Here is a 23,150-nt window from a genome sequence, read left to right on the forward strand (position 1 = left end):
GATCTGAGGTGGATTTGAGGTGAGGACAACAAAACGGAATCAAAGGTTCCCGCGGTCGCCGCGGCAGTGTTTCATGCCACCCCATGAGTACACGTCCCCCCACACCAGTGGCCGACTCCCCCGCCGAGGCCCACCAGGCCGCGCCGGAGTCCGGCTCCGGCCTGCAGGCCGGGCTCAAGAACCGCCATCTGTCGATGATCGCGATCGGCGGTGTGATCGGCGCGGGCCTGTTCGTGGGCTCCGGCTCCGGCATCGCCGCCGCGGGCCCCGGCATCCTCGTCTCCTACGCCCTTGTCGGCGTCATGGTCGTCTTCGTGATGCGCATGCTCGGCGAGATGGCCGCGGCCAACCCGACCTCGGGCTCCTTCTCCGCGTACGCGGACCGCGCGCTCGGCCGGTGGGCCGGCTTCTCGATCGGCTGGCTGTACTGGTTCTTCTGGGTCGTGGTGCTGGCGGTCGAGGCGACCGCCGGTGCCAAGATCCTGGAGGGCTGGGTGCCCGCCGTGCCGCAGTGGGCCTGGGCGCTGATCGTGATGACCGTGCTGACCGCGACCAACCTGGCCTCGGTCGCCTCGTACGGCGAGTTCGAGTTCTGGTTCGCCGGCATCAAGGTCGTGGCCATCGGCGGCTTCATCGTGCTGGGCGCGCTCGCCGTCTTCGGTGTGCTCCCCGGTGCGCACAACGACGCCGTGGGACTGGCCCATCTGACCGACCACGGCGGATTCCTGCCGAACGGACCGGGCAAGATCCTCACCGGCGTGCTGCTGGTCGTCTTCTCCTTCATGGGCAGCGAGATCGTCACCCTGGCCGCCGGCGAGTCCGAGGACCCCGAGCGCGCCGTCACCAGGGCCACCAACAGCGTGATCTGGCGGATCGGCGTCTTCTACCTGGGCTCGATCCTCGTCGTCGTCTCGCTGCTGCCCTGGAACGACCCGGCGATCGCCAAGGACGGCTCCTACGTCGCGGCGCTGAACACCATCGGCATCCCGCACGCCGGCCAGATCATGAACGTGATCGTGCTGACCGCCGTGCTGTCCTGCCTGAACTCCGGCCTCTACACGGCCTCCCGCATGGCGTTCTCGCTCGGCCGGCGCGGTGACGCGCCCAAGGCGTTCGGCCGCACCAGCCCGCGCGGGGTGCCGCGCGCGGCGATCCTCGGCTCGGTGGTGTTCGGCTTCGTCGCCGTCTTCTTCAACTACCGGTACCCGGACACCGTCTTCCTCTTCCTGCTCAACGCCTCCGGCGCGATCGCGCTGTTCGTGTGGCTGGTGATCTGCTGCTCCCAGCTGCGCATGCGGCGGATCATCGTGCGCGAGGCGCCGGAGCGGCTGCGGGTGCGGATGTGGCTGTACCCGTACCTGACCTGGGCGACCATCGCGATGATCGTGTTCGTGCTGGGCTACATGCTCACCGACGGCACCGACGGCGGAGGCCGCGACCAGGTGGTCGTCTCGGTCCTGGTGGCGCTCGGCGTGATCGGCGTCGCGGTGGCCCGCCAGCTGCTTCACAAGGGCCGGAAGGACGCGGTCACCTCCTCGTAGACCGAGAGCGCGGCGGGCTCGCCGGCCGCCGCGTACCAGATGTTGACCTGGTACGACTTGCCTCCCTCGGTGAAGCCGAGCTGCCGCGCCTTCCACGGCACGCCGGCCTGGGTGAAGGAGTAGTCCCACACGACGGCCGGACGGCCGCGGAACGTCGTCCGCTCCAGCCGGATCTTCCGGTAGTCGGGCACGTCGTGGGAGCCCGCCTCGAAGTCCTGCCACTGCTTCAGCAGATCGCCGCCCCGTGCGAGTGCGTACGAGGCGGCGATCTCCTGTTGTCCGTCCGGGGCGTGGTAGTGGACGTTGGACGGGCTCTTGGCCGTACGGGTCCAGCCGTGCGGGGGCTGCCAGGCGAAGCCGGTCTCGTTGCGGCCGGAGGACGCCGTCGTGGGTGCGGCCGCGGGCGCCGTGGTGGCCGGCGCCGTCGCGGTCGCCGGGGGGCGGCTGGTGCCGGCGACGACGGGGCCCTCGCGGTGGCCGGTGCGGGACGCCGTGAGCACGACCACGGTCGCGGCGACGGCGGCCGCGGTCAGGCCCGCGCCGGCGAGCAGGGCGGCGCGGCGGAACCGTGAGCGTGCCGGGGACGGGGCCGGCGCCCCGGGAGGCAGCGACGGAACGGGCGGCGTGGCGGGTTCGGGCGCCGGCGCGGGTTCCGGAGCGGGCGCGGGCGCTGGTTCCGGGACGGGCCCGGGCGCGGGCCCATTCCCAGGTTCAGGCGCGGGCTGCTCGGTCCTCACGGCCGCGTACGCCTCCCAGCCGGGCGGGACCGCGTCCTCCGGCTCCGGCGCCGGCGGCGCGGGCTCGGGTACCGGAGGCGGGGCGGACCCGCCCACCGCGAGCGTGGGGACGTACCCCTCCTCCGCGGGCGGCGGGGCCTGCCGGGTCACGACAGCGGGTCCACCCGGCGGGTCCGCCAGGGCCGCCAGCGCCTCGTCGAGCAGGTCCAGGGTCGGCCGCTCCTCCGGGTCCTTGCGCAGCAGGGCCGCCAGCGTCTCGCGCAGCGGGCCCGCATCCGGGGGCAGTTGGGGCTCCTCGTACAGCACGGCGTGCAACGTGGCCAGCGTGGTGGGACGGGCGAAGGGCGACTGCCCGGCCAGGGCCGCGCACAAGGTGGCGCCCAGCGACCACAGGTCGGACGGCGGCCCCTGCTGCCGGCCCTCGATGCGCTCGGGGGCCATGTAGTCCGGCGAGCCGATGAGCATCCCGGCCATGGTGAGCGCGGCGGAGTCCTGGATCGCGGCAATCCCGAAGTCGGTGAGGACCACCCGCCCGCGGGTGTCGATCAGGACGTTGCCGGGTTTGATGTCGCGGTGCAGCACGCCGACCGCGTGCACCTCGCGCAGCGCCCGCGCCAGGCCGGTGGCGATCCGTACCGCCTCGGCCCGGCCGACCGGGCCGTCCTGCACCAGCACCTGTTCCAGGGACCGGCAGTCGACCAGTTCCATGACGATCCAGAGCCGGTCCGCCTCCTGGACCACGTCGTAGACGCGCACCACGTTGGGGTGGTCGATGCGGGCGGTCGCGCGCGCCTCGCGCAGGGTGCGCTCGCGCCGCACGCGCGCGTCCTCGGCCGCCATGTCGTCCAGCCGCATCTCCTTGACCGCGACCTGGCGGTCGAGGACCTCGTCCACGGCCCGCCACACCCGGCCCATCCCGCCCTGGCCGATCGGCTCCGCCAGCCGGTAGCGGCCCACCACCAGCCGGCCCCGCACTTCGCCGCTCGTGTTCCCCACCATGCCCGGACTCCCCACTGCGGGAGGAATTCCCCCTGCCCCTCAATTCCTGTCCGGTATCGCATCATTCACGACGGGTCCGGGACAGAAGTATGAACTTGCCACCATCACAGCATAGATGCCCCGAATCTTGTGGTACCTCTTCAGATACCGCTGATGCGGAGGCAAGAAGGGGGAAGCGCAATGCGCCTTTTCGATCGGCGAATTCACGTTCGGGAGACGGCCGCGGCGGCGGCCGTGCTGGCACTGGCGTTCGCCGGGCCCGCGTACGGGGCCGATCCCGTACCCGGCAGCGGCCAGGGGGGCTCCCCGGGACCCAGTGTTCCCGCGGGTGTGAAGGTGGGCACCGAGCTGCCCTCCCGGATCTCCGTCGACAACTCGACGGAGAAGACCTCGATCACCGCGACGGTCGTCAACAAGGGGGAGAAGAAGTCCCCGGAACTCACCTTGCTGGTCGTCGGTTTCGACGCGCTGAAGGTCACCGGCGTCAAAGGCTGCGACCCGATCCCCGAGGGCAAACTGCCCAAGGGCTCCAACAGCGGGTTCAGCTGCGACGTCGGCACACTGGCCGCCGGGAAGAGCCGGAGCTATCCGGTGTCCGCGACCTACGACCTGCAGGGCAAGGGCAAGATCTGCCTGCCCGTCATGGGCAAGGACGGCGCACTGCTGTGGCAGCAGGGCCCCGTGCCCTTCGGCACCAGCAAGCCGACGCCCAACGCCCCCGACACCCCGCTGCTGCTGGGCACCGACAACGTGCCCTTCGGCCGCGACTCGTCGGCCCGTCCGAGCCCGAGCCCCTCGGACACCCTCCCGAGCACCGGCGCCCCCGACCGCACGACCGTCCTCGCCCTCGGCGGCGGCCTGCTGCTGGCCGCGGGCGGCGCGGGCCTGTGGCTGACCCGGCGCCCGCGGTCGGCCCGGCACTGACCGGCCGCCACGGCACGGCGAAGGGGGCGGCCGGTGGCCGCCCCCTTCGCCGTGCGTACGGGTTCCGCAGACCTGCCCTGCGGTCAGCCGCGGCGGCCGACGAGCTTCCAGGCAGCGGGCAGCGCGCCCATGGCCAGTGCGGCCTTGAGGGCGTCGCCGATCAGGTAGGGCGTCAGGCCCAGGGAGACGGCCTGGCCCAGCGACAGGTGCGCGGCCAGCGCGAGGTAGGGCACGCCGACGGCGTAGACGACGGCGCTGCCGATCACCATCGCGCCGGCCGTGCGCCACACGCTGCGGTCCGCGCCGCGGCGGGCGAGGCCGCCCACGACGGCGGCGGCCAGCGCCATGCCCAGGATGTAGCCGAAGCTGGGCGCGCCCGCACCGGACGAGCCGTCCGCGAACCACGGCATCCCGGCGACGCCGGCCGCCGCGTACAGCGCCAGCGCCAGCAGGCCGCGGCGGGCGCCGAGGGCGGTGCCGACCAGCAGCGCCGCGAAGGTCTGCCCCGTCACCGGCACCGGCGACCCGGGCACCGGCACCGACAACTGCGCGGCCAGGCCGGTCAGTACCGCGCCGCCCAGCACGAGGGTGGCGTCCCGCAGCCGCGACGCGGGGATCAGGTCGGCGAGGACCGGGTGGGTCCGTGCGGCGGAAGCGGCGGGAACTGCGGTGGCCATCGGTACTCCGCGGGGTGGGGGTCTGTTCGGTCACCGTGACGTTAACCCGGCTCCCTCGTCCCGATCATCGTCGGCCGATCACAAAGCCCTGATCACCTTGGTGGTGACATCCCTACAAGGAGTCCGTGCACCGCGTGAGTTTCGTCACGAGGACCGGGAAGGGCCTTGTGGAATCTCTCCAAACGGCTCCGCTGCGGGGATCGGGCCGCCACGGCGGCGTGCCCGGCCCCGCAGGGGCGGCCCCCGGGCATCGCTCTTATCCTTCTGCGACGGCGCCCCGCTCCGGATGCCGCCCGACCGCACCGAACTGGAGGCGTTCCCGTCCCGATGAGTGCCCCGTCCCCGTCCCCGGCGTCCGCGCCCTCCGCGTCCTCCGCGCCGTCGTCCTCCCCGTCCCGGGTCACCGTGGTCGGCGAGGTCCTCGTCGACCTGCTGTGGCGCTCCGGGGAGCGCGGGGTGACCCCGATGCCCGGCGGCAGCCCGGCCAACGTGGCGGTCGGCCTGCGGCGGCTCGGCCGGTCCACCACCCTGGTCACGACCTGGGGCGAGGACCCGCCCGGCGAGCTCGTCCGGGACCATCTGGCGGCGGCCGGGATCGACGTCGTCCGCGCCGCGAGCCCGGCCGGGCGGACGACGCTGGCGATGGCGTACGTGGACCGGGACGGCTCCGCCTCGTACGACTTCCTGGCCTCCTGGGACCCCGGGGACCTGGCCGTGCCGCCCGACACCGCGGTGCTGCACACCGGTTCGCTGGCCACCGTCCTCGAACCGGGGGCGGGCCGGGTGCTGGAGCTGTGCCGGGACCTGCACGCGCTCCCGGGGCGCACCGTGGCCGCCGACCTCAATGTGCGTCCGGCGGTGCAGCCCGACCGGCTCGCCTACCGCCAGGCGTGCCTGCGGCTGGCCGGGGTCACCGATGTCGTCAAGGCCAGTGACGCCGACCTGGCCTGGCTCTTCCCGCGCCTGGACCCCACCGAGGCGGCCAGGGTCCTGCTCGCCGAGGGGCCGCGGCTGGCCGTCGTCACCCTGGGCGCCGCGGGCGCGCTGGCGGTCACCCGGGACGCGGTCGTGCGGGTGGCGGCGCCGCGGGTGACGGTGGTCGACACCATCGGCGCGGGCGACGCCTTCCAGGCCGCGCTGCTGGACAGCCTCGCCACGTCGGGCGTGCCCGCCGCCCCGGAGCGGCTGTCCGGGGTGCTCACCCGCTGCGTCACCGCCGCGGCGCTCAACTGCACACGGGTGGGCGCCGATCCGCCGACGCGCGCCGAACTCGACGCGGCCTGCCCCGCCCGATAATCGCGGGCCCCGGCGCCCGGGCGCTGGTTAGGCTCCCGCCATGGGTGACGCGAGGCTGACCGGACAGGTGCTGATCTTCGACGCGGACGACACGCTCTGGGAGAACAACGTCGTCTTCGAACGGGTGATAGAGGACTTCCTCGACTGGGTCGACCACCCGGTGCTGGACCGGGACCGGATCAGGGAGCTGCTGAACGAGATCGAGGCGGCGAACGCGGTCGTCCACGGATACGGCAGCAAGGTGTTCCTGCGCAGCCTCGGCGAGTGCCTTGAGCGGCTGCGGGAGCGGCCGGCGACGCCGGAGGAGGCCCGGCGCATCGACGAGCTGGCGCTGGCCTTCACCGAGCACCGCGTGGAACTGATGCCGGGGGTCGCGCGGACCCTGGACGAGCTCGGCGCCCGCCACCAACTGCTGCTGCTCACCAAGGGCGACACCGAGGAGCAGTCCCGCAAGGTCGAGGCCTCTGGGCTGGCCCCCCGGTTCCGCGGCGTGCACATCGTCCCGGAGAAGGACGTGGACACCTACCGGGAGCTGCTCGCGCGGTACGGCTTCGCGCCGGAGGCGGCGTGGATGATCGGCAACTCCCCCAAGTCCGACATCATCCCCGCCCGGGAGGCGGGGATGAGCGCCGTCTTCATCCCCAACGACAACACCTGGGTGCTGGAGCAGTCCGAGATCGACCCGGCCGACGAGCGCGTGCTGCGGCTGGCGGCCTTTCCCGAACTGCTCCGGCACTTCTAGGTGCCCCCGAACGTGTGAGGGCGATCAGTCGAAGATCGGGCCCTGGTCGCGGGTGCGCTTGATCTCGTAGAAGCCGGGGGTCGACGCGACCAGCAGCGTGCCGTCCCAGAGGCGGGCCGCGGCCTCGCCCTTGGGGGCGGGGGTGACGACCGGGCCGAAGAAGGCGATCTGCTCGCCGTCGGCGCCGGGGACCGCGATGACCGGGGTGCCGACGTCCTGGCCGACCTTGGAGATGCCCTCCTGGTGGGAGGCGCGCAGCTCCGTGTCGTAGGCGTCGCTGTCGGCGAAGTCGGCGAGGTCCGTGGGAAGACCCACCTCCTCCAGGGCCGCGACGATGACCTCGCGGTCCGCGTGGCCCAGGCCCTGGTTGTGGATGCGGGTGCCCAGGGCGGTGTAGAGGGCGCCGAGCACCTTGCTGCCGTGCTTCTGCTCGGCGGCGATGCAGACGCGGACCGGGCCCCAGGCCGTGGTCAGGAACTCGCGGTACTGCTCGGGGAGCTCGTCACGGCCGTCGTTGAGCACCGCCAGGCTCATCACGTGCCACCGCACCTCGACGGGGCGCACCTTCTCCACCTCGAGCATCCAGCGGGAGGTCATCCACGCCCAGGGGCAGGCGGGGTCGAACCAGAAGTCCACCGGGGTGGGCGCGGTTGTGGTCTCGGTCACGTTTGTCTCCTCGGGGCATGACACATCGACACGGGGTCCTGAGCAGGGAACGCCGCCGGTCCCATGGCCATTCCCCATCGCTGCCGTCCGGCACGACGTGCGAAGATGCGTGGCGTCCGCACGACGGACACCACGATGACGTGCGAAGGATGGAGACCCCGTGCCCGGTGAGAACCTCACGCGTGACGAGGCCCGCGAGCGGGCCCGGCTGCTCGCCGTGGACGGCTACGAGGTCGCGCTCGACCTCCGGTCGGCGGTCCGGGCGGAGGAGCCGACCTACCGTTCGGTGACCACGATCCGCTTCCGCTGCGCCGAGCCGGGCACGGCGAGCTTCGCCGACCTGGTGGCGCCCTCGGTCACGTCGGTGGTCCTCAACGGCCGGGAGCTGGACCCCGCGGAGGTCTTCGACGGGGCGCGGATCGCGCTCCCGGAGCTGGCCGCCGACAATGTGCTGGTGGTGGACGCGCAGTGCGCGTACAGCCGCACCGGCGAGGGTCTGCACCGCTTCTTCGACCCCGAGGACGGCGAGGTCTACCTCTACACGCAGTACGAGCCGGCCGACGCCCGCCGCGTCTTCGCGAACTTCGAGCAGCCCGACCTGAAGGCGCCCTTCACCTTCTCCGTGACCGCCCCGGAGTCGTGGGAGGTGCTGGGCAACGAACGGGTCACCGGCACCTCGGACGGCGGGCAGACCCGGCACTTCGCGGCCACCCGGCCGATCTCGACGTACATCACGGCGGTCGTCGCCGGGCCGTACCACATGGTGCACGACACCTACCGGCGCACCCTGGCGGACGGCACGGAGCTGGAGATCCCGCTGGGCGCGCTGTGCCGCAAGGGCCTGGCCCGGCACTTCGAGGCCGACGAGATCTTCACCGTCACCCGGCAGGGCCTGGACTTCTTCCACGACCACTTCGACTACCCGTACCCCTTCGGGAAGTACGACCAGGCCTTCGTGCCCGAGTACAACATCGGCGCCATGGAGAACCCGGGCCTGGTCACCTTCCGCGAGGAGTACGTCTTCCGCGGCAAGGTCACCCGGGCGTCCTACGAGGGGCGGGCCAACGTCATCCTGCACGAGATGGCGCACATGTGGTTCGGCGACCTGGTCACCATGAAGTGGTGGGACGACCTGTGGCTCAAGGAGTCGTTCGCCGACTTCATGGGCGCGTTCTCGCTCGTGGAGGCGACCCGCTACAAGGACGGCTGGATCACCTTCGCCAACCGGCGCAAGGCGTGGGCCTACCGCGCCGACCAGCTGCCGTCCACGCATCCGGTCACGGCCGACATCCGTGACCTGGAGGACGCCAAGCTCAACTTCGACGGGATCACCTACGCCAAGGGCGCCTCGGTACTCAAGCAGCTGGTCGCCTACGTGGGCCGGGACGCCTTCCTGGAGGGCGCCCGGCGCTACTTCAAGCGCCACGCGTACGGCAACACCGAACTCGGCGACCTGCTGTCGGTGCTGGCGGAGACCTCCGGGCGCGACATGGCCGAGTGGTCCCGGGCCTGGCTGCAGACCGCGGGCGTCAACGCGCTGACGCCGCAGGTGGCCTACGACGGCGACGGGCGCGTCGCGGAGCTCGCGGTGGTGCAGGAGGCGGCGGCCTCGCACCCGCAGCTGCGGCCGCACCGCGTCGCGGTCGGGCTCTACCGCCGCACGCCCGCCGGCACCCTGGAGCGGTACGCGCGCGCCGAGGCCGACGTCGCCGGACCGCGCAGCGTCGTGGCCGAGCTGGCCGGGGCCGAGCGCCCCGACCTCGTCCTGGTCAACGACGAGGACCTGACGTACTGCAAGATCCGCTTCGACGAGGACTCGCTGGCCACCGTCCGTGAGCACCTGGGCGAGCTCGCCGACCCCATGGCGCGGGCGCTGGCCTGGTCCGCGGTGTGGAACATGACGCGCGACGGGCTCATGCCCGCCCGTGACTACCTCGGCCTGGTCCTGCGCTTCGCGGGCGCCGAGACCGACATCGGCGTCCTGCAGGGTCTGCACCTGCAGGCCCGTACCGCCCTGAACGACTACGCGGCGCCGCAGTGGCGCGAGGAGGGGCTGCGCGCCCTGGAGCAGGGCGCCCTGCGCGAGCTGCGCGCGGCCGAGCCCGGCAGCGGGCACCAGCTCGCCTGGGCCCGCTTCCACGCCTCGGTCGCCTCGGGCGAGGCGGGGACGGCGTTCCTGCGCGCGCTCCTGGACGGCGCGGAGAAGGTCGACGGGCTGGAGGTGGACCAGGAACTGCGCTGGACGTTCCTGGAGTCGCTGGCCGCCGGCGGCGCCGCCGACGAGGCCGCCATCGCCGCGGAGCTCTCCCGCGACGACACCGCCTCCGGCAAGCGGCACCAGGTGCGGTGCCTGGCGGCACGCCCGTCGGCGGCGGTCAAGGCGCAGGCCTGGGCGGCGGTCGTGGAGTCCGACGCGCTGTCCAACGCCCTGGTGGAGGCGACCATCGCGGGCTTCGGGCAGGCGGGGCAGCGCGAGCTGCTGGCGCCGTACGCCGACAGGTACTTCGCCGTCATCGAGCGGATCTGGGCCGAGCGGTCGATCGAGATCGCCATGGCCGTGGTCCGGGGCCTCTTCCCGCATCTGCAGGACCGGGCGGAGACCGCCGACGCCGCCGCCGCCTGGCTGGACGCGCACACCGACGCCGCTCCGGCCCTGCGACGGCTGGTCGCCGAGTGCCGGGACGACCTCGTGCGGGCGCTGCGCGCCCAGCAACGCGACGCGGCGGCCGGCGCGGACGCCTGATCCCGGCGCGTGCGGGGGTGCGCCGCCGGCGGGCGGCGCACCCCCGCACGCGTACCCGTACACGCCCGCGCCCCCGCGAACACACGTCCGGTCACACCAACGGCGTACCGTCCACGGTCCGGGCACCCCCCGGCGCCCCGGGTACCGAGGTGACGAATGCGCAGGCCGCCCGGGGCGGTGCACCCGGATAGGTGAAATCCGCCCTTCGGCAACCGAACGTCTGAACTTTAGTGCAGGGATGTCCGCATTTGTCGACGGAACGGTAACAGCGGTTAGCCCGCCCCCGGGGAGCGGGAATTGACCCGACATGAACCACAACACCCCCCTCAGCCCCCGCCCCCTCGACCACCCCTCCCGTAAGCGGCCCGCGGTACTGACCGCGCGCCAGCTGCGGGAGCACGGCGTCACCCCGGCCACGCTCTCGGAGCGCTGCGGCCCGAACGGCCCGTGGCAGGAGGTGCTGCCCAAGGTCTACGTGCTGCACCCCGGACCCCCCACCAGCGAGGAGCGGCTGTTCGCGGCGCTGCTCTATGCGGACGGCGAGGCGATGGTGACCGGCCTGGCCGCGCTCGCCCTGCACCGCTTCTCCTCCGTCCCCCCGCTGCTCGGGCTGGAGCGGATCGACCTGCTGGTGGCCCGGCAGCGCAAGGTGCGCGCCGCGGGGGACGTCGGCTTCGTACGGACCCAGACCCCGCCGCGCCCGCACCTGGTGGGCGGTATCCCCTGCGCGCCGGTGCAACGGGCGCTGGCCGACGCGGTGGCGGAGCTGGAGGACGCGGAGACGGTGCGCCTGGTGATGACCGAGGCCGTGCGCGGCGGACACTGCGAGGCCACGTCCATCGTCAGGGAACTGAGCCGCGCGCGGCTGCTGTCGCGGCCGCACGTCGTCGAGGCCGTGGACGCGCTGCTGGCCGAGGGCAGGGCGATCGCCGAGAACCGGCTGTCCGACATGGTGCGCTGCTTCGGCCTGCCGGACCCGGTGTGGAACGTGGACCTGCGCCTGCCGGGCGGCCCGCACTTGGGCGGCGTGGACGCGTACTGGCCCGAGCACGCCGTCGCCGTCGAGATCGACGCCCGCGCCCCGCGCCAGGACGAGGACGCCCTGTGGTCGGAGTACGCCCGCAAGCGCGAGCACCTGGAGCGGCTCGGCATCACGGTCGTGCACATCACGCCGAAGAAGCTGCGCGAGGCGCTGGAACAGCAGGCCGCAGTCGTCCGCACCGCGCTCATGGCCTCGGTGGACCGCAACCCGGCCTCGTACGTGGTGGTGCTCCCGCGCTGAGCCCGCCGGCCCCGGCCGGGCTCAGCGCTTCTTCAGCAGCAACTCCACGTTGCGGTCGCCGGCGGCCCCGGACAGATCGGAGCCGGAGCCGGGGGCGTTGAAGGACAACTCGCGGTAGAGCGCGGCCAGACCCGTCTGGGACAGGTCGGAGAAATCGGTGCGGTGGGGCGCGGCGGACTCCACCAGCGTGCAGTGCAGCGACAGCGTGCCGTCATGGTTGTCGGTGAGTTCGACGACCCGGGCGAGCTGCGGGTAGTCGACGTGGGAGGCGGTGGAGACCTCCCAGAAGGAGCCGTGGGGGACGATCTTGTTTTTGTGGCTGTGGCCGTTGATCCACGCCGCGACGTTGCGGTGCCGCCCCAGCAGCGCGAGGAGCTCCTCGCCTCCGTGTCGCTTCTCGGTGGGCCGGGCGGGGTCGCGGACCGTGTTCGTCATGGCCCAGCTGGGATGGTGGCTGAAGACCAGGACGGTCTCGCCGCTGTGGGCGGTGAGCGTCCGTTCCAGCCACTGCAGCTGCTCGGTGCCGAGCGAGCCGCGGTAGTCGCCGCCGGCGTCGGTGGTGTCCAGGCTGATGCCGAGCACGTCGTCGGAGACGCGGAAGGTGTAGTAGAGGCGGCGCGTCAACAGGTTGGCCTGCGTGTAGCCGTGGCCGACCGGGCCCGCGCCGGCGTACGCCGGGTCGAGGTGGGCGGCGATGTACTGGTGCCGGGTGAAGGGGGCGCGGCGCTCGTCGGGGGTGACGGTGCGGGCGGTCCTCTTGTGGTGCTCCCAGGCCTGGCGGAAGCGGGCGCCCTTGGGGTCGGATCCCGTGCGGATCGCCTTGTTGACGAGGGCCGCCTCGGAGGCGGGCAGGGAGAACAGCTTGCGCGAGCCGGTGGCCAGCTCGCGGAAGAACGGCGAGGACGCGAAAGTGCCGGCGAAGAGCTGGTCGTGGTTGCCGACGGTGGCGTACCACGGGACGTTCAGGCCCGGGCTGGTCACCTGGCGGACCGCGGCGTCGAGGTAGCCGTGCAGGCGGGGGAAGCCGAGTGCCTTGTCGGCGTCGCGCAGGTCCGCGTCGGGCTGCCAGTAGAGCTTCAGACCGGAGTCCTGGACGCCCTCGTAGCGGTGCGGATCACCGGAGTTGGGGGTGATGCGACCGCCGCTCATGGCGGTCAGGAACCACTCCAGCTCCAGCTGTGAGTTGTTGTCGGTGTTGTCGCCGGTGGTCATGACGAAGCCGATCGGCGTGCCGGTGGCGGGCCCGTTGCGCAGTGCGTTGACCCGCTCGACCAGAGAGACGACACCGGCGTTGGTCAGCGCCTCGTGCGGGCGCCAGCCGCCGGCGGAGTCCGCGCGCAGGAACTCGTAGCGCTGGGGGTTCTGGACGTCCGTCAGGTGCAGGTCGGTGAACTGGACGAAGCAGCTCAGCGTGGTCCGGCGGTCGGCGCGGCCGCTCTGCGCGGCGGCGAGCTCGGTGCGCGTCACACGTTTCCAGCCAGGGCCGTCGGCAAGCCGGCGATAGCCGCCGCTGCCGCGCGGTGCCGCCACCGTCTCCAGCGTCGTACCGGCCGCCGAGGGGGCGGCGGGCGGGACCGGGCCGGCGGGCGACACGGGAGCGGCCGCGCCGAGCGCCGCCTGCGCGGCCGGAGGGACGGCCTTGGCGTCGCCGGAGCCGGGGACCAGTGCGATACCGAGTCCCGCGCCGAGCGCGGTGGTCCCGGAGGCGATCAGGAAGGTGCGGCGGTTGAGGGCGGCAGCGGGCACGGGACCAGGCATGGCGGGTTCCCCCGGTGGGCGACGGCGACGGTAGGGGCGTCTACACCGGGATCGTTGGCAGTCGGAGTGTCCTGCGTTCCAACGCAAGCGGAACAGCCGGCACCGATCCCCGGACATCGATCAGCCGTATTCACGCTGGTCATCCGGGACGCGGCGGCCGGTGGCGAACCGCTCATCAGATGTTCACCAACCGCCGTGCATGACACGGGCGATCAGGATCCGGGCCGCCGGGGTACGGGCGGCGACATGGACCGGGTTGGGAAGGTCTGCGGCATTCGCGCCCGCCTGCAAGTTGACGCATTCGCGTCATGGCAGACCTGCGCCATCTCCGGCACTCCCCAACAACCCGGCACATGGACCACTGTGTCGGTCAACTGGCGCCCAAATCTTGAACAAGGATGCCCATGTCTCCTGAACACATACGCGGGAAGAGACGCGTCCGCATCGCGCTCGCTGCGGGACTCGTCGCCGCGCTGACCGCGACCGGAATATCCGCCTCCACCGCTTTCGCCGACCAAGGGGGCGACCCCGCCGACGCCGCGGTGAAGACCGCCGGCGACAAGCTCGGATCCGCCGACGCGGAACTCCTCGCCAAGGCCAAGGCCGCAGGCGACAAGAACGTCACGATGATGATCGCCACCAAGGCGGGTTCCACCGAACAGATCTCGGGTGAGATCGACGCCCTCAAGGGCGCCTCGGTGGACCGGACGTACGACAAGCTCGGGTACGTCCGCGCCACCGTCCCGACCGGCAAGGCCGACGCCGCCATCGCGGCGGCGCAGGAGCTCTCCTCCGTCCAGGCCGTCGACCTGAAGCAGGAGATCAAGCTCGACGACCCGACCCCGACGGGCGACAGCACCACGGGCGCCGCGAAGAAGTCCGCGGCCGCCGCTTACCCGGGTCCGGACGCCAACACCCCGGCGGTCAACCCGTACCAGCCCGCCTGGGAGACCGGCGCGGTCGACTTCGTCCGCAAGAACCCCGAGTCCGACGGCCGCGGCGTCACCATCGGCATCCTCGACTCGGGCGTCGACCTCGGTCACCCCGCGCTGCAGAAGACCACCACCGGCGAGCGCAAGATCGTCGACTGGGTCACGGCGACCGACCCGATCCTGGACAGCGACGCCACGTGGCGCCGGATGACCAACGGGCCGACCGTCACCGTGGGCGCCAGGACCTGGACCGCTCCCGACCCCTCCCAGCAGGTCACGGTGTTCCGCGAGTCGGCCACCGTCGGCGGCGACATGGCCGGCGACCTCAACCGGGACGGCGACACCACCGACCTGTGGGGCGTGCTCTACGACCCCGCGGCCGGCACCGTCCGGGTGGACCTCAACGACAACGGCAACTTCGGTGACGACACCCCGATGAAGCCGTACAAGGACGGCTTCCAGGTCGGGTACTTCGGCACCGACAACCCCGCCACGGCCATCTCCGAGCGGATCCCCTTCGTGGTGGAGATCCGCAAGGACGTCCCGACGGACCCGTACGGCGGCGACTGGATCGGCAAGAAGGCCGACTTCGTCAACATCGGCGTCATCCAGTCCGAGCACGGCACGCACGTCGCGGGCATCACCTCCGCCAACGGCCTGTTCGGCGGCAAGATGATCGGTGCCGCGCCGGGCGCGAAGATCGTCTCCTCGCGCGCCTGCACCTGGTCCGGCGGCTGCACCAACATCGCGCTGACCGAGGGCATGATCGACCTGGTGGTCAACCGCGGTGTGGACATCGTCAACATGTCCATCGGCGGCCTGCCCGCGCTGAACGACGGCAACAACGTCCGCGCCCAGATCTACACCCAGCTGATCGACGACTACGGCGTCCAGCTGGTGATCTCGGCCGGCAACAGCGGCCCCGGCCTCAACACCATCGGCGACCCCGGCCTGGCCGACAAGGTCGTCAGCGTCGGCGCGACGATCTCCAAGGAGACCTGGGCGGCCAACTACGGCTCGCAGGTCACCAAGGACTACGACATGATGCCGTTCTCCTCGCGCGGCCCGCGTGAGGACGGTGGCATCGCGCCGGTCATCTCGGCCCCGGGTGCCTCCATCAACACCATCCCGACCTGGGAGCCCGGCGCCCCCGTCGCCGAGGCCGGCTACAGCCTGCCGCCCGGCTACGGAATGCTCCAGGGCACCTCGATGGCCTCCCCGCAGGCCGCCGGCGCCTCCGCGCTGCTGCTGTCCGCCGCCAAGCACGCCCACATCGACCTGACTCCGGTGAAGCTGCGCACCGCTCTGATCAGCACCGCGAAGAAGATCAAGGACGTCCAGGCCTTCGCCCAGGGCGCCGGCCTGCTGGACGTGGACCGCGCCTGGCACCTGATCAAGACCGGCGCCGACGCCAACACCTACACCGTCAAGGCCCCGGTCTCCACCAGCCTGTCGCAGTTCCTGGCGACCCCCGGCTACGGCACCGGCGTCTACGACCGTGAGACCGGCCTGAAGGCGAACCAGAGCAAGACGTACGACGTCACGCTCACCCGCACCTCCGGCCCGGACCGCACGATCCGCCACGACCTGCACTGGCTGAACGACGACAGCACCTGGCGGTTCCCCGGTGACGACACCGTCGACCTGCCGCTGAACAAGCCGGTCACCGTGCAGATCACCGCCAAGCCGCACACCGCCGGCGCGCACAGCGCGATCCTCGAGGTCGACGACCCGTCGACGCGCGGTGTCGACCAGCAGATCCTCAACACGGTCGTGGTCGCCACACCGCAGGCCAAGCCGGGCTACGCGTTCACCGCGTCCGACACGGTCGAGCGCAACTCCACCACCTCGTACTTCGTGACCGTGCCCGAGGGCGCCAAGTCGCTCGAGGTCAAGATGAGCGGTCTCGCGGCGGGCAGCCAGACCCGCTTCATCGCCATCAACCCGTGGGGCGTCCCGGTGGACGACACCTCCACGCCGTCCTGCTACCCGAACTACAACAACCCCGCCAACACCTGCCGGCCGGACCTGCGTTCCTACGCGGAGCCGCTGCCGGGCGTGTGGGAGTTCGAGGTCGAGGCACGGCGCACCTCGCCGCTGCTGACCAACCCGTACACCCTCACCGCGACCGCGCTCGGCGTCTCCTTCGACCCCGAGGTGCAGACCGTCGCCGAGGCCACCGTCGGCACCCCCGCGCCGGTCTCCTGGAAGGTCACCAACGGCTTCGCCCCCGTCCAGGGCAAGCTGAAGGGCGGCGCGCTCGGCTCGGCCGAGGCGAACCGTCCGTCGATCAGCCAGGGTCAGATCACCACCACGGAGGTCGCCGTGCCCACGGGCGCCACCCGTCTCGACGTGGCGATCGGCAGCACCGCGGACACCGGCGCCGACCTGGACCTGTACGTCTACCGCAACGGCGTCGAGGTCGGCCGTTCCGCGGACGGCGACTCCGAGGAGGCGGTCAGCATCGCCAACCCGGCGGCCGGCACCTACACCGTCCAGGTGGAGGGCTTCTCCGTCCCGTCCGGCAGCACCGCGTACGACTACCGTGACGTCTTCTACTCGGCGTCGCTCGGCTCGGTCGTCGTCGACGAGGCGGCGAACGTGCCGCTGGCCAACGGTGCCTCGGCGAACGTCACCGCGAACGTGCTGGTGGCCGCCCCCGCGCCCGAGGGACGCCAGTTCTTCGGCGAGGTCCAGCTGCTCAACGCCAACGGCACCACCGCGGGCACCGGCAGCGTCATCATCGGCAAGGTGAACGCGGGCTAGTCCGCGCGGCCTTGCGCACGATCGGGGGGCGGGTGCTGGAACGAGCACCCGCCCCCTTCGCTGTGCTCCGCCCGCCGCCGGTCAGCCGGTGCCGCTCCCGCACGGCAGGCCCCGGGCACCGGTCAGTGCCTTCTCCATCCACGACCGGGCGGGGGCGATGTCCTGGCCCTGGTACCAGTCCACCGGCTCGCCGGGCAGGGTGGAGAGCAGCACGAGCACGCGGGAGCCGGGCCCGGGAGGCGGGGCCACGTCGTCGTGGTCGTCGTCGACGTGGATCGTGAACGTCAGCCGGCGGTCGCCCCCGGCGGGCTTGAGGGAGCGGTCGACGTCGAGCACGACGCGCAGGTCCCCCGGGGCTCCGGTGGGCGTCACCTCCCGCACGGCGCCCTCGGCGATCACCCTCGCACAGGCCACGACGCCCTCCGGGCCGAGCTTCGCGTCGCTCGTGCCGCCCCCGCCGAGGGCGGCCTGCCGTGCGATGCCGAGGCCCGCGACGGCCAGCACGCCCACCGCGACGGCGGCAAGCCACAGCACGGCCGTCCTGCGCCTGCGGGGACGACGCACGGCGACCGTGGAAGGCGGTCGCGCCGCGACGGTGTCGCCGATCAACCGCAGCTGCGCCCGCAGCAGCACGACGTCGGCGAGCGCGGCCGCGTACGCCTCGTCGTCCGGCGAACCCTCCGGTGGCACGTCCATGAGTGCCGACCTCAGCGCCTCGTCGGCCCTTTCGCCGATCGGGTCCATCGTCACACCACCTCCTTGGTGTGCAGCCGGCCGCGCAGCGTGCGGACGGCGGTGTGCAGCCGGCTCTTGACCGTGCCTTCGGGGACGCCCAGGGCCCTGGCGATGTCGGCCACCGGCAGGTCGGCGTAGAAGCGCAGGGCCAGCACCTGCCGCTGCTGCGGCGGCAGTTCCTGCAACCCGTCGGCGATCGCGAGAGCCAGCACATGGGAGTCGCCCCCGCCGTGCTGTGCCCCGCCCGTGGGCGCCAGCGCCATGAGGCGCTCCCGCAGCCCCTCCTGCCTGCGCCGCGAACGATGCCAGTCCATGGCCACGTTGGAGGCCGCCACGGCGGCCCACGCGCCCGGGTCCCGCAGCGGTTCCCGCCCCGCGGTCCGGTGCTCCAGCAGTTTCAAGCGGACCTGCTGCACCCCGTCCTGCAGGTCCCCCGCCGGCACCCCGCCGAGCGCCAGGATCGCCCGGACCCGGTCGAGATGCGCCGGGGCCAGGGGGTCCTCGTCCCCGGTCCCGGTCCTCCGTTTCGGCAGCGCCACGCCCCTCCCCTTTCGCGACTGCCCCTATGACGCGGAAGGCGGGGGAAACGTTCACGTCCCGGCGGGTCCGGCCGGGACGGATGCCGCGCGTCGATGGCGCCGCCCGCGTCCCCTGGGCCCGGTCGTCGCATAGGGGGCACCCCAGCGGCAGCCGGGGACCCGCGGCGCCCGCCCTCCGGGCGGCCGGCGCCCGTGTGACAACAGGGCCTAGCCTGGCCCCCGTGTCCGCACCCCATGAGCTGACGATGCTGGAGCAGGCTGCCGCGGTACGCCGCGGGGAGATCTCACCGGTCGAGCTGACGACCCACTACCTGGAGCGGATCGAGCGGATCGACCCCGCGCTCGGGGCGTATCTGACGGTCACCCCCGAGCGGGCGCTGGCCGCCGCCCGGGACGCGGAACGGCTGCTGCTCGCCGGCGGCGAGCCGCCGCCCCTGCTCGGGGTCCCGGTTCCGGTCAAGGACCTCACCCCGGTGGCGGGCGTCCGCTTCACCTCCGGCTCCGCGGTCTTCGCCGACCGCGTCGCCCAGCAGGACGCGCACCTGGTGACGCTGCTGCGGGACGCGGGCACGGTGCTGACCGGCAAGACCAACACCCCCGAGTTCGGACTGCCCGCCTACACCGAGGGCCGCGTGGGACCGCCCGCCCGCACCCCGTACGACCTCACGCGCGGCGCCGGCGGCAGCAGCGGCGGCGCGGCGGCCGCCGTCGCCGCGGGCCTCGCGGCGGCCGCGCACGGCAGCGACGGCGGCGGCTCCATCCGCATCCCCGCGAGCTGCTGCGGCGTCGTCGGGCTCAAGCCGAGCCGGGGCCGCGTCAGCCCCGCGCCCTGGGGCGATGTCAGCGGGCTGGCCGTCAACGGACCCATCGCACGCACGGTGCGCGACGCCGCGGCCCTCCTGGACGTGCTGTCCGTCCCCGCTCCCGGCGACCCCTTCCCGCTGCCGGTGCCCGAACGGACCTTCCTGCGGTGGTGCGACCACGAACCGCGCCGGCTGCGCATCGCCCGCTGGGCCCGGCCGGACGTCGCCGGTGTCACGATCCACCCGGAGGTTCTGGCCGCGTACGAGCGGACCTCGGCGCTGCTGGAGGGCCTGGGGCACGAGGTCGTCGACGTTCCGCAGCCGCTGGCGCCCGGCGACCGGGACGCGTTCACCCCGGTGTGGTCGGTACTGGCCGCGCTGACGCCGGTCCCCTCCGACCGCGAGGGCGAACTGCTCCCGCTCACACGGTGGTTGCGTGCCCAGGGGCAAGGCGTCGGCGGCCTCGACTACGCGCGCGCTCTCGGCGCGATGCAGGCCGCGGGCCGCACACTGGCGCGGGCCGTCCACCCCTACGACGCCGTCCTGACCCCGACCCTGGCGCAGCTCCCCGCGCGCGTCGGCGCCCTGCGCGACGACGCCGACCCCGAGGCGGACTTCGCCGCGCAACTGGCCTTCACCCCCTTCACCGCCCCCTGGAACATCGCGGGGCTGCCGGCGGTGTCGCTCCCCCTCCAGTGGAGCGCCGGCGGGTTGCCCATCGGCATGATGCTCGCCGGGCGCCACGGTGCGGAGGGGCCGTTGCTGGCGCTCGCGGCCCAGCTTGAGGCGGTGGCCCCCTGCCGCGACCATTCCCCGCCCGCCCGCCCGTGTGCCCCAGGAAGTCTGGGCGCCCAGACGCGCGTGTCGTGGGGTGCCGGGGTCGGGGCCTCCGGGGCCGGCCATTCTGGACAGCACATTTAGGTGCCTCAGGCACGATCTGTTGATCACCCCGGGTCATGCACCCACATATGCTCCACAGTCCAGAACACCCACCCTCCCCCAGCCTCCGGCCGGGGGTGCCCCCACCTCCCCCGCCCCCTCTGTAGTTGCGAGCGCCTGATCCCCGGAGGGGGGTATTGACGGCACCGTGCTCGGGCCACCGTTGGCGCAACGCAATCCAGGGCGCAGCCGTCACCGCCCACACACCGGTGGGGGGCATCCAGGCAACCGCAGCCGCCCCGGACCGCCTTCTCACCCCCCACCGGGGATCAGGCGCGATACGAGACGGAGGGGGCGGGGTCGTAGGGGTGGATGTTCTGGACGCTGCGGGATATTTGTGCGCACCATCCGGGCAGGGACGGGATGAGCAAGTGCTGGAAACGCGCGTAAATATCCCAGTCCAGGACGTGCAGCCCCGGAGGCCCCGCACCCGGCCCACCCCACACGCGCGCCGGGGTCACTGACTTCACAGGGCACCCGGGAGGGCGGGCGGGGAAAAGGCCACAACACCGGACAGCCAGCGCAGCGCACCCGCACGGAGGGCGACTGCACCGCCACGCAGTGGGTATGGCTCAGGCTGTCGCCCTGTTCCGACAACGCCCGGGAGGGCACCCCGATGACCGATGCTGCCGAGCGGGACAGACTTGCCGTGCTGCACGGCGTGGCCCCGACGTACCGCCCCTCGGCCGACCGCGAGGTACGGGTGCCGGACGAGACGGTGATCGAGGTGCTGGCCGCGCTCGGAGTAAACGCCTCGACGCCCGCGGCGGTGCGGGACGCCCTGGCGGAGCACGAGCGGCGGGCGGGGCAACGGCTGCTGCCCCGGAACGTGGTGGTGCGGGCCGGGCGCGCGGCGGGCCTGGTACTGCCGGACGGCACGGACCTGCGGGTGGAGACCGAGGAGGGCGTCGAGACCGGCTGGGACGGCCAGGCGCCGCTGCCGGTCGGCCGGCACGCGCTGCGTGCCCGGACCCCGGACGGCCGCACGGCGTCCGCGCAGCTGGTCGTGGCGCCGGACCGGCTGCCGGGGCCGCCGGAGCGGGTGTACGGCTTCATGGCGCAGCTCTATTCCGTGCTGTCGGCGCGTTCGTGGGGCATGGGCGACCTCGGTGACCTCGCCGACCTCGCGGCGTGGACGGGGCGGGCGCTGCACGCGGGTTTCCTGCAGGTCAACCCGTTGCACGTGGCGGTGCCGGGGCGGCCGACCGATCCGTCGCCGTACCGGCCGTCCTCTCGCCGCTTCCCGGACCCCGTGTACCTGCGGGTGGAGGAGATCCCGGAGTACGCCCATCTCGACGCCGAGGACCGCGAGCGGGCCGCGGACCTGCTGCGCAGGGCGGCCGTGCTGCGGGACTCGGTGCTGTTCAAGGACGCGCTCATCGACCGTGACGCGGTGTGGGAGCTCAAGCGCGAGGCGCTGGCGCTGGTCCGCAAGGTGCCGCTGTCGCCGGGGCGCCGGGCGGCGTACGGGGACTTCCTGGCCGAGCAGGGGCAGGCGCTGGACGACCACGCGACGTGGTCGATGCTGGCCGAACTGCACGGCCCCGACTGGCGGTCCTGGCCGGCCGGGCTGCGCGACCCGCGGTCGGGGCAGGTCGCACGGCAGCGCGGGCAGCGGCTGGACCAGGTGGACTTCCACTGCTGGCTGGCCTGGCTGACCGACAGTCAGCTGGCGGCCGCCCAGCGGGCCGCGCGCGACGCCGGGATGGCCGTGGGCGTGGTGCACGACCTCGCGGTGGGTGTGCACCCGTCCGGATCGGACGCCTGGGCGCTGCAGGACGCCCTCGCCCGCGGCATGTCGGTGGGCGCCCCGCCGGACGCCTTCAACGCCCGCGGCCAGGACTGGGGGCTGCCCCCGTGGCGCCCGGACGCGCTCGCGGCCACGGGGTACGCGCCCTACCGCGATCTGCTGCGCGGTGTGCTGCGGCACGCGGGCGGGCTGCGCATCGACCATGTGATGGGCCTGTTCCGGCTGTGGTGGGTGCCCGAGGGCAGGCCCCCGACCGAGGGCGCGTACGTGCGCTACGACGCCGGGGCCATGCTCGGCATCCTCGCCCTGGAGGCGCACCGCGCGGGCGCGGTCGTCATAGGGGAGGACCTGGGCACGGTGGAGCCGGGCGTGCGGGAGGAGCTCGCGGACCGGGGCATCCTCGGCACCTCGGTGCTCTGGTTCGAGCGGGACTGGGAGGGGGCGGCCGCGGCGGGCGGGCACGGGCACGCCCGGCCGCTGCCCCCGGCGGAGTGGCGGGCGGACGTGCTGGCCACCGTGACCACGCACGACCTTCCGACCACGGCCGCGCGGCTCACCGGCGAGCACGTCGGACTGCGGCACCGGCTGGGGCTGCTGACGCGGTCGCTGGAGGAGGAGCAGTCCGCCGACGCGGTCGACGTCGCGGAGTGGCTGGCCCTGCTCGGGCGGCTCGGCCTGCTGCCCGAGGGCACCCGGGACGAGGAGTCCGTGGTCAAGGCCGTGCACCGCTTCCTGGCCAGGACGCCGGCGCGGATGGTGGGGGTGTGGCTCCCCGACGGCGTCGGCGACCGCCGTCCGCAGAATTTGCCCGGTACCTGGGACGAGTACCCCAACTGGCGGCTGCCGATCGCCGACGCGGAGGGCCGCCCCCTGACCCTGGAGCAGCTGGCCGCCTCGCCGCGGCTGCACGCCCTCGCCCACGAGGTGCGCACGGCGATGGAGGCGACGGATGTCCCGTAGCACCCGCGAAGGCCACCCCGGGCGCGCGGGGTGCGGGAGCGTTCGCTACTTTGAGAGCGTGGACAAGCTCAACAAGAACGCCCTGCGCGCCGGTGCCGTCTCGGCCACCACGGCGCTGATGCTGCTCGTGTCGTCCCCCGCGTTCGCCAACAGCGTGGACGACGGCTCGGACCCGGGTCCGGGGCTGAGCGTGATCGAGACCCTGGGCCTGTTCCTGGGCATCCCGATCCTGGCCTTCCTCGTCATCGCGGGCCTGGTCACCGTGACCGACAAGTCCCGCAAGCCGCAGGCCTGACGGGCTCCTCCCCCGACCGACCGCACAGGCCGGGCCGCGGTACCGCCGCGGCCCGCTTCGGCGTTC

General features: G+C 73.1%; 16 protein-coding genes. 10 read left to right on the top strand and 6 right to left on the bottom strand.

The features are described 5' to 3' along the window. The first annotated feature begins 83 nt into the window (after positions 1-83). Complete coding sequence (locus ACIP98_RS15570; RefSeq protein WP_401976224.1) at positions 84-1,541, top strand: amino acid permease; 1,458 nt, start codon at positions 84-86, stop codon at positions 1,539-1,541. On the opposite strand, the gene ACIP98_RS15575 is transcribed toward ACIP98_RS15570, so the two are convergent. Then, positions 1,505-3,277 carry a serine/threonine-protein kinase gene (locus ACIP98_RS15575; RefSeq protein WP_319661359.1) on the bottom strand — a complete coding sequence of 591 codons (1,773 nt, stop codon included), beginning with the start codon at positions 3,275-3,277 and terminating at the stop codon, positions 1,505-1,507. The two genes, ACIP98_RS15570 and ACIP98_RS15575, sit on opposite strands and share 37 nt — an antisense overlap. A 180-nt stretch (positions 3,278-3,457) precedes the next feature. Between ACIP98_RS15575 and ACIP98_RS15580 the strand changes: the two genes are divergently transcribed. Further along, positions 3,458-4,201 carry an LPXTG cell wall anchor domain-containing protein gene (locus tag ACIP98_RS15580; protein ID WP_401976227.1) on the top strand — a complete coding sequence of 248 codons (744 nt, stop codon included), beginning with the start codon at positions 3,458-3,460 and terminating at the stop codon, positions 4,199-4,201. Between the two features lie 83 nt (positions 4,202-4,284). On the opposite strand, the gene ACIP98_RS15585 is transcribed toward ACIP98_RS15580, so the two are convergent. Continuing rightward, positions 4,285-4,878, bottom strand: a complete 594-nt coding sequence (locus tag ACIP98_RS15585) for a biotin transporter BioY (RefSeq protein ID WP_319661361.1) — start codon at positions 4,876-4,878, stop codon at positions 4,285-4,287. Between the two features lie 327 nt (positions 4,879-5,205). Here ACIP98_RS15585 and ACIP98_RS15590 point away from each other — a divergent pair, with 327 nt between their 5' ends. Together ACIP98_RS15590 and ACIP98_RS15595 are read left to right on the top strand one after the other, a co-directional pair. Next, entirely contained in the window at positions 5,206-6,174 is a 969-nt protein-coding gene (locus ACIP98_RS15590; protein ID WP_319661362.1) for a carbohydrate kinase, read from the top strand. A 40-nt stretch (positions 6,175-6,214) separates the two neighbouring features. Continuing rightward, positions 6,215-6,916, top strand: a complete 702-nt coding sequence (locus ACIP98_RS15595; protein WP_319661364.1) for an HAD family hydrolase — start codon at positions 6,215-6,217, stop codon at positions 6,914-6,916. Between the two features lie 24 nt (positions 6,917-6,940). Here the strand turns inward: ACIP98_RS15595 and ACIP98_RS15600 are convergent, their stop codons facing one another. Continuing rightward, a complete protein-coding gene (locus ACIP98_RS15600; RefSeq protein ID WP_319661365.1) occupies positions 6,941-7,582 on the bottom strand; it encodes a DsbA family protein in 642 nt (213 codons plus the stop codon). A 160-nt stretch (positions 7,583-7,742) separates the two neighbouring features. Between ACIP98_RS15600 and pepN the strand changes: the two genes are divergently transcribed. Both pepN and ACIP98_RS15610 read left to right on the top strand, forming a co-directional pair. Then, positions 7,743-10,325, top strand: coding sequence for an aminopeptidase N (gene pepN / locus ACIP98_RS15605; RefSeq protein ID WP_319661366.1), 2,583 nt, complete (start codon positions 7,743-7,745; stop codon positions 10,323-10,325). A gap of 307 nt (positions 10,326-10,632) precedes the next feature. Next, positions 10,633-11,607, top strand: a complete 975-nt coding sequence (locus ACIP98_RS15610) for a hypothetical protein (RefSeq protein ID WP_401976231.1) — start codon at positions 10,633-10,635, stop codon at positions 11,605-11,607. Positions 11,608-11,628: 21 nt separating this feature from the next. On the opposite strand, the gene ACIP98_RS15615 is transcribed toward ACIP98_RS15610, so the two are convergent. Next, positions 11,629-13,365: a TIGR03767 family metallophosphoesterase gene (locus ACIP98_RS15615; protein WP_319661368.1), complete on the bottom strand. Its 1,737-nt coding sequence runs from the start codon at positions 13,363-13,365 to the stop codon at positions 11,629-11,631. Between the two features lie 398 nt (positions 13,366-13,763). Here ACIP98_RS15615 and ACIP98_RS15620 point away from each other — a divergent pair, with 398 nt between their 5' ends. Further along, a complete protein-coding gene (locus ACIP98_RS15620) occupies positions 13,764-17,063 on the top strand; it encodes a S8 family serine peptidase (protein WP_401976232.1) in 3,300 nt (1,099 codons plus the stop codon). 81 nt (positions 17,064-17,144) lie between these two features. Here ACIP98_RS15620 and ACIP98_RS15625 read toward each other — a convergent pair whose 3' ends face one another. Then, positions 17,145-17,813: a hypothetical protein gene (locus tag ACIP98_RS15625; RefSeq protein ID WP_401976234.1), complete on the bottom strand. Its 669-nt coding sequence runs from the start codon at positions 17,811-17,813 to the stop codon at positions 17,145-17,147. Beyond that, positions 17,810-18,337: a sigma-70 family RNA polymerase sigma factor gene (locus ACIP98_RS15630; protein WP_319661371.1), complete on the bottom strand. Its 528-nt coding sequence runs from the start codon at positions 18,335-18,337 to the stop codon at positions 17,810-17,812. The genes ACIP98_RS15625 and ACIP98_RS15630 overlap by 4 nt, the downstream gene beginning before the upstream one ends. 221 nt (positions 18,338-18,558) lie before the next feature. On the opposite strand from ACIP98_RS15630, the gene ACIP98_RS15635 reads away from it, so the two are divergent. The 3 genes from ACIP98_RS15635 to ACIP98_RS15645 all read left to right on the top strand — a co-directional run bounded on the left by ACIP98_RS15635 (position 18,559) and on the right by ACIP98_RS15645 (position 23,084). Further along, the gene (locus tag ACIP98_RS15635; RefSeq protein ID WP_401976237.1) at positions 18,559-20,061 is read left to right on the top strand and encodes an amidase; all 1,503 of its coding nucleotides are present in this window, start codon (positions 18,559-18,561) and stop codon (positions 20,059-20,061) included. 634 nt (positions 20,062-20,695) lie between these two features. Continuing rightward, the gene (gene malQ, locus ACIP98_RS15640) at positions 20,696-22,789 is read left to right on the top strand and encodes a 4-alpha-glucanotransferase (protein WP_401976239.1); all 2,094 of its coding nucleotides are present in this window, start codon (positions 20,696-20,698) and stop codon (positions 22,787-22,789) included. A 58-nt stretch (positions 22,790-22,847) separates the two neighbouring features. Next, positions 22,848-23,084, top strand: a complete 237-nt coding sequence (locus tag ACIP98_RS15645) for a hypothetical protein (RefSeq protein WP_319661373.1) — start codon at positions 22,848-22,850, stop codon at positions 23,082-23,084. The last annotated feature ends 66 nt before the right edge of the window (positions 23,085-23,150 follow it).

This window comes from Streptomyces sp. NPDC088354 (assembly GCF_044753585.1).
Taxonomy (GTDB): Bacteria; Actinomycetota; Actinomycetes; order Streptomycetales; family Streptomycetaceae; genus Actinacidiphila.

Bases quoted from the DNA above. Each gene is read 5' to 3' on its own strand.
- ACIP98_RS15585 (WP_319661361.1), bottom strand. From the start codon at position 4,878: ATGGCCACCGCAGTTCCCGCCGCTTCCGCCGCACGGACCCACCCGGTC.
- ACIP98_RS15620 (WP_401976232.1), top strand. From the start codon at position 13,764: ATGCCCATGTCTCCTGAACACATACGCGGGAAGAGACGCGTCCGCATC.
- ACIP98_RS15580 (WP_401976227.1), top strand. From the start codon at position 3,458: ATGCGCCTTTTCGATCGGCGAATTCACGTTCGGGAGACGGCCGCGGCG.
- malQ (WP_401976239.1), top strand. From the start codon at position 20,696: ATGACCGATGCTGCCGAGCGGGACAGACTTGCCGTGCTGCACGGCGTG.
- ACIP98_RS15595 (WP_319661364.1), top strand. From the start codon at position 6,215: ATGGGTGACGCGAGGCTGACCGGACAGGTGCTGATCTTCGACGCGGAC.
- ACIP98_RS15575 (WP_319661359.1), bottom strand. From the start codon at position 3,277: ATGGTGGGGAACACGAGCGGCGAAGTGCGGGGCCGGCTGGTGGTGGGC.
- ACIP98_RS15610 (WP_401976231.1), top strand. From the start codon at position 10,633: ATGAACCACAACACCCCCCTCAGCCCCCGCCCCCTCGACCACCCCTCC.
- ACIP98_RS15570 (WP_401976224.1), top strand. From the start codon at position 84: ATGAGTACACGTCCCCCCACACCAGTGGCCGACTCCCCCGCCGAGGCC.
- ACIP98_RS15590 (WP_319661362.1), top strand. From the start codon at position 5,206: ATGAGTGCCCCGTCCCCGTCCCCGGCGTCCGCGCCCTCCGCGTCCTCC.
- ACIP98_RS15615 (WP_319661368.1), bottom strand. From the start codon at position 13,365: ATGCCTGGTCCCGTGCCCGCTGCCGCCCTCAACCGCCGCACCTTCCTG.